Consider the following 4,095-nt stretch of genomic DNA (forward strand, 5'->3'; position numbering starts at 1 on the left):
AAGCAACAGCCACCATCGCCGCGATCAACAAATGGCTGCCCCGATGAACTTCCCAAACAGGCCCTAACGTCCAGCGAGTGTGCAGCCGGGCCGGCAGACGGGGCATGACCATGGACGATGACCCGTTCTTCGACTGCCAACGGACGGATCATGGTCATGGGAAGCGGGCGACATCCCGAAGCGCAGGTGCGGCATGGGCGACGAGTCCGATCGACGGCGGTTCCTCCGGCTGGCGGCGGGGGCATCCCTGCCACCCGGGCTGTTCATGGTCCGGAGCGGGCCAGTGACCCCGCGAGTGATCGCGTCCGAGGACGTCCTGAACCACATCGACGTCCGCATCCAGCAGATCACCGGGGCGTACGAGCGGACCCCGATCGGCGCGACGAGCGTGTACCTACGCCGGCATCTGCCGGCCGTCCGCTCCCTGCTCGCCGAGGGCGGGCACCCGACCGCCGTCGACGCCCGCCTGCACCGCGCCGCCGGCCGCCTGGCTGCCCTGTGGGCCACCACCCGCCACGACCTCGGTGACATCCCCGGGGCGACGGCCGCGTTCGCCGAGGCGTTCGGCCACGCCGAGGAGGCGCGGGACCGGGCACTGCAGTGCTGGGTTCGGCTGTGGCAGAGCTCCCTGGCCCGCAAGTCCGGCCGCCTGGCCTCCGCCCTCGCGCTGGCCCGCGCCGCCACGTCCCACGTCGGTGCGGGCTCGCCGGCCGCCAGCCGCGCCGCGGCGATAGAGGCCCGTACCCTGGGCGCGCTCGGTGAACGGGCGGGCGTGCACGAAGCGATCAACCGTGCCTGGCGCATCCAGGGGACGCTGAGCCGCGCGCAGTCGGGCAACCCCGGGTTCTCGATCGACACCCTGCATATGCTGACGCTCGCTGAACTGTCTGCGGCGGCGTACGTCGAACTCGGCCAACCGGACGCGGCCTCAGTCTATACCGACGCCTCGGTGCACCATCTCGACGTCGCCGGGGCGACCGGCCTGCGGTCGATGGCGAGGATCGCCGCGGCTACAGCGGCCCTGCACCGCCACCACGTCGACGAGGCCGAAGCGCTCGTCACCGAGGCACTGGACATCTCCGAGCACCGGCCGAACGCCGTGGTGGTCACGCGGACCCACCGGTTCCTCACGGACGCCCGGCGGATCGCCGGGCGGCGCCAGGGCACGAACAACATCGCCGAACGCCTCGACACCTGGACGTTGCCGACGTAGCCGACGGTGCCGCCGGCGGTCACCCGGCGCAGGTGTCCTGGTAGGGCAGGCCGGGAATGTGAAAGCTCCACGCCGACTGGTCGAGCCCGCCCTGGGCCTCGTGGCAGGCGTATTCGACGACGCCGTTGCGGCGGAACGCGTCGATCGCGGCGAGTCGCCACAGCCGGACGGTGCCATCGTTGCCGCCGGAGGCCAGCGTCCCGCCGTCCGGGGAAAAGGCCAGCGACAGGACGGAGCGGGTGTGCCCGGTCAGCGGCTGCCCGATCTGCCGCGGCGGGGTGACGCTGGTGTCCCAGAGCCATACCCTCCGGCCAGATCCGACCGCGGCCAGGACCTGCCCGTGCGGGGAGAAGGCCACGGCCCGGACCGGTCCGGGGTCGGCGAGAAGGAGGCTGGGCGGCCGGGGCCGATCCGGGGCGGTGACATCCGCCAGCATGATCGATCCGTCCTGGCCGGTGGCTCTGAGGCGCCCGTCCGGGGAGAATGCCTCCCACGGCGTGGGGGCGCGGCGGCATTCACGCGCTCCCGCGCTTGTGGCCGGTCCGGGTCGGCGATGTCCCACCGCAGCACTGTCCCGTCGACGCCGGTCGCGTCGAGGTTCCGGCCGTCCGGCGAGAACGTCACCGACGTGATCCCGCTGCGCTGGCCGGTGAGGGGCGGGTCGATCCGACGAGGTTGACCCTCCGTCACATCCCACAGCACGACCGTTGCGTTCGCGCCGCCGACGGCCAGGATGCGCCCGTCCGGGGAGAACGTCACCGAGGTGACGGGATCGCCGCGGCTGGCGAGCGCGGTCGGGTCCTCGACGAGAGTCTGCAGCAGGTTCGCCTGGCTGCCGGCCTCACCACCGCTACCGGAGTCGATGTTTTCGGCGGCGATGGCGAGTCGTAACGCGCGCACCCGGTCCGTCGCCCGCGCGACGTTGGCGTTGGCGAGCAGGGTATGAGTGATCAGGGCGTGCCGCGCCCGTTCGGTGGTGCGCTGCGCCCGTTCGGTGGTGAGCTGCGCCCGTTCCGCGGTGCGCTGCGCCTGCCGGGCGGTGAGGGACTGCCAGGTGGCGATCGCGGCACCGGCGACAGTGAAGACGAGGAGCACGGAAAGGACGGTGATGACCTGCCGGCGGCGTTGACGTTCGTGACGTTCCCGGCGGCGGGCTGCCTCGACGCGCGCACGTTCCTGGCGACGGGCTTCCTCGATCCGCTGGTCGCACGCGTCGATGAACCTCCGCCCGGCCGGTTTGAGATGGACCACCGGCTCCTCACCGGCGCGGAAACGCTCATAGGACTGCCACAGCGTCGTGATGGCGGTGGTCAGCCGGTCTTCGTCCCAGAGCGGGCCGTCGTTGTGCTCCCACTCGGCGGCGGCGCGCTCGACCTTGCCCTCACTGAGCAGGGCGGCTTCCCGTTCCCGGATGACGGCATCCAGTGGCTTCCAGGCGGTCAGCAACGCCTCGTGGACGACCCCGACGGCGGTCCCCAGGCTGTCACTGGGGGTGGACAGCAGCCGTTGGTTCACGAAGACCTGGAAGGTTCTCCGCAACGCGTCGGACGGCAGGTCCTTGAGGTCGATGCGTCGGCGGGTCCGCCGACCGGCCTCGTCGAGCGTGGCGAGCTCGGCCAGGCCGACCAGGATCTCCTCCCGGCCCAGCCCGCTCGTCTCCACGGCGTCGTCGAGGACGGCGTCGGCGCGGCGGGCCAGCGCCCCCTGCACGCCACCCAGCTCGTGGTACCGGTCCATCGACAGGGTGCCGCCGCGGGTCTGGTCCTTGGCCAGCTCATGGAGCGTGAACGCCAGCAGCGGCAGTGCCTCGCCGTCCTCGGTGTCCGCGACCATCTTGGCGACCAGCTCCGGCTCCACCTGCAGGCCGGCTACCCGGGCCGGCTCGGTGATGACGACCGGCAGCATGTCCCGGGCCAGCGGGCGGAGGGGGAAGACGTGCAGGTTGACCCCGCCCTGTTCGGGAGGGCCGCTCAGTTCGGGCAGGGCGAAGACCTGGTCCTGGAACTCGGAGCGAAGCGCCATGACCACCCGCACGGGACCGGTGACCCCATGCCGCAACAGGGTCGCCAACCGGGCCCGTTCCTCTTCGTCCGATCGGGTGAACAGCTCCTCGCCCTGATCGATGATCAGTAGCAGCAGTCTGTCCCGCACCGGGCCGGAGCCGGCCGTCAGAAGTTCTTCGGCCAGCCCCATCAGGGCCAGGTCGTCCTCCCTGAGCTGCCGGTCGATGTCGGTGACCGCCCACTGCTGGCCGACGCGCCTCGCAGCCTGGGTCAGGGTGTGGGCGAGCTTGCGGACCGGGTCCCGGCCCGGCCAGAAGGGGTCGGCTACCTCCCAGCCGGGCCGGCAAGCCGGCGGTGACCAGCGACGACTTGCCGCACCCGGAGGCACCGACCACCAGTAGCAGACGCTGTTCACCGAGGGAGCGTAGCCGGTGGGTGAGCCGCCGCAGCTCGTTGCCGCGCCCATAGAACACCTTGGCCATGTCCCGGGTGAACGGCCGCAGACCCGGAACGGGGACCGGTCGTCCGCCCAGCCCAGCCCGCCGGCGGCCTCGACGCGCCGCAGCCCAACGTTCAGGTTGTCGGCCCATCGCGGATTTTCGTGCAGGTGAACGTGCTGCCGGTCCTCCAGGAGCGGGGAGGTGACCGTCGGCTCCACGCGCAGCGGCAGCAACAGGCTGCCGACCTCGTAGGCGATTCCCAGTTCGTAGGCGCACCATGGGGAGGCGTTGTAGGCGTTGGTGATGACACAGACCACGGCGTCGGCGGCTCGCAGCTCGTGGTGCAACCGATCCTTCCACATGTCGCCGGGCTGGACGCCCACCCGGATGTCCTGAGCGAGGAACACCCGGTGGCCAAGAAGGGTCAGCGCCTGATGAA

3 protein-coding genes and 2 pseudogenes are annotated in these 4,095 nt (G+C 71.5%); 1 reads left to right on the forward strand and 4 read right to left on the reverse strand.

Features of this window, described 5'->3' with window-relative positions:
• Window positions 1-193 precede the first annotated feature (193 nt).
• Window positions 194-1,213, forward strand: a complete 1,020-nt coding sequence (locus ACY45C_RS20440; protein ID WP_462189171.1) for a hypothetical protein — start codon at window positions 194-196, stop codon at window positions 1,211-1,213.
• A 19-nt stretch (window positions 1,214-1,232) separates the two neighbouring features.
• Here ACY45C_RS20440 and ACY45C_RS20445 read toward each other — a convergent pair whose 3' ends face one another.
• From ACY45C_RS20445 to ACY45C_RS20460, 4 genes and pseudogenes are all read right to left on the reverse strand, one after another.
• Window positions 1,233-1,571 (reverse strand): WD40 repeat domain-containing protein, encoded by a 339-nt coding sequence (locus tag ACY45C_RS20445; protein ID WP_462189172.1) that lies wholly within the window; start codon window positions 1,569-1,571, stop codon window positions 1,233-1,235.
• Entirely contained in the window at window positions 1,463-2,464 is a 1,002-nt protein-coding gene (locus ACY45C_RS20450; RefSeq protein WP_462189173.1) for a WD40 repeat domain-containing protein, read from the reverse strand. The genes ACY45C_RS20445 and ACY45C_RS20450 overlap by 109 nt, the downstream gene beginning before the upstream one ends.
• Before the next feature lie 147 nt (window positions 2,465-2,611).
• Window positions 2,612-3,935, reverse strand: a pseudogene (locus tag ACY45C_RS20455) (ATP-binding protein); the annotation flags it as partial.
• Window positions 3,854-4,063 (reverse strand): annotated as a pseudogene (locus tag ACY45C_RS20460) (toll/interleukin-1 receptor domain-containing protein); the annotation flags it as partial. The pseudogenes ACY45C_RS20460 and ACY45C_RS20455, both read right to left, overlap by 82 nt.
• Window positions 4,064-4,095: the final 32 nt, after the last annotated feature.

Source organism: Frankia sp. CcWB2 (assembly GCF_977927585.1).

What these genes read in the sequence shown, in the direction of transcription:
- ACY45C_RS20440 (WP_462189171.1), top strand. Translation starts at nt 194, where the DNA reads ATGGGCGACGAGTCCGATCGACGGCGGTTCCTCCGGCTGGCGGCGGGG.